Origin of the sequence: Oliverpabstia intestinalis, from assembly GCF_009696065.1 — a bacterium.
GTDB classification, from domain to species: Bacteria; Bacillota; Clostridia; order Lachnospirales; family Lachnospiraceae; genus Oliverpabstia; species Oliverpabstia intestinalis.
Window position 1 is genome coordinate 1 of sequence record NZ_VUMS01000080.1, and the last position, 1,748, is coordinate 1,748.

Here is a 1,748-nt window from a genome sequence, read left to right on the forward strand (position 1 = left end):
GGTTCTTCCGCAATTGCCCGTTTTTTGCTTCCAATGAAATTATTTCTGTGATAAAATGTTGGTATCAAATAAAGGCGGTATATGATAATGAATGATTCGTTGAAATTAGATATGTTTTTCCCAGGTGAGTTGCTGTCAATTACTTCTGTTGACCATGATGACAGTTCTATTCATATTAAAATGCGATCCAAAACACATTCTTCCAAATGTCCAGAGTGTGGTCAGGAAACCAAAACTTATCATGGGACATATTTACGCAAAGTTCAGGATCTGCCGATTCTGGGAAAAACTGCACGACTTCATATAACAGCTCACGAGTATGTTTGTAATAATGAATCCTGTTCAAAAGTTACATTTGTTGAAGATTTTGACGGATTTCTCAGTTATTATGGACGCATGACAGAACGATGTGCTGATTTCATCTGTATGCTGGCCATGGAAACCAGTTGTGAAGGATGCGCCCGTATCTGTCGTGCAATGAATCTTCAAATCAGCGGAGACAGCGTGATCCGTCTTTTAATCAAACGTTATCGTCTGCAGCCAGTCTCAGAATGTGGAAGTGCCATCGGTGTTGATGATTTTGCATTTAAAAAGCGTCATACCTATGGAACCATCATTGTCGATCAGGCTACCCATAGGCCGGTTGCAATTCTTGATGGGCGTGATGGAATGACTCTAAAGGAGTGGCTTAAAAATAATAAACACGTTAAAACAGTCACACGGGACAGGGCAAGTGCGTATTCGTCTGCTATCCAGGAAATACTGCCGGATGCCATGCAGATAGCAGATCGATTCCATCTCCATCAAAATCTTCTGGAAGCCGTTAAAAACACAGTAAATTCTGTGATTCCCGTAGATGTCCGGATTCCTAAAGATTATGGAACAGGTGAAACAGCTGCAGCTGCCGGAGAGCCTTGTAAAAAAAATGCATTGTGATGTGGATAAACCTCTGGATTACAACGAAAAAAGTGTACAGTTGTATCATGCAATCCATGAATACTCAGAAGCCAGATACAGCAAACGCGCGATATCTAAAATGCTTCATTGCAGCAGAAATACAGTGACCAAATATCTTGAAGGAGACTATGATTCTTTATGCCGCAAAAACTTTTACAGCGGAATGGATCAATTTTATGATTATGTCATCAAAGAGTTATCTTCCGGTGTAAGCAGGAAAGATGTTTTCCGGAGTCTCATCCAAAAGGGTTATAAAGGAGGCCAGACAGCGGCTTATGATTACATGAATAAGATTATAGAGCGTTTTCAAATTGATATTGCGGTCTACAGAAGTTCTTCATCGGATGCTGTTCAGAAAAAGAAAAAACTTCAGAAATATGACCACATATCAAGAAATGGTATCTTTCGTTTTCTATGGATGAATCACGAGATAACGGATCGTCATAAATCATATCTGATGGATGCTTATCCGCAGCTTAAGACGCTGAAGTCCTGCATTCGGGAATTTCGGGAGATTTTTCAAAAGAAAAATATGCCGTGCTTATATCTGTTTATTGAAAAATATAAAAACAGCGATTTGAAAGAGATTTCCCGTTTTGCTTCCGGACTGGAAAAAGATTTATCTGCCGTAGAAAATGCTGTAGCGAGCCCTTTATCGAATGGTTTTGTTGAGGGTACAAACAGCAAATTGAAAATGATAAAACGTACCATGTATGGCCGTTGTGGCAAGGAGCTATTAGCCGCAAAACTTATATTGTCAAATAGCTAATACGGATAATTGCGGAAGAACC

The 1,748-nt window shown here is 39.6% G+C and carries 2 protein-coding genes; both read left to right on the forward strand.

The window, feature by feature from the left end; all coding sequences use genetic code 11:
* The first annotated feature begins 87 nt into the window (after positions 1 to 87).
* Positions 88 to 936, forward strand: a complete 849-nt coding sequence (locus FYJ57_RS14990; RefSeq protein ID WP_154433274.1) for an ISL3 family transposase — start codon at positions 88 to 90, stop codon at positions 934 to 936.
* On the forward strand, positions 878 to 1,726 hold the full coding sequence (locus tag FYJ57_RS14995) for a transposase (protein ID WP_154433275.1): 849 nt from the start codon (positions 878 to 880) through the stop codon (positions 1,724 to 1,726). The genes FYJ57_RS14990 and FYJ57_RS14995 overlap by 59 nt, the downstream gene beginning before the upstream one ends.
* Positions 1,727 to 1,748 lie beyond the last annotated feature (22 nt).

Coding starts and splice junctions, on each gene's coding strand:
- FYJ57_RS14995 (WP_154433275.1), top strand. CDS start 878: ATGGAACAGGTGAAACAGCTGCAGCTGCCGGAGAGCCTTGTAAAAAAA.
- FYJ57_RS14990 (WP_154433274.1), top strand. CDS start 88: ATGAATGATTCGTTGAAATTAGATATGTTTTTCCCAGGTGAGTTGCTG.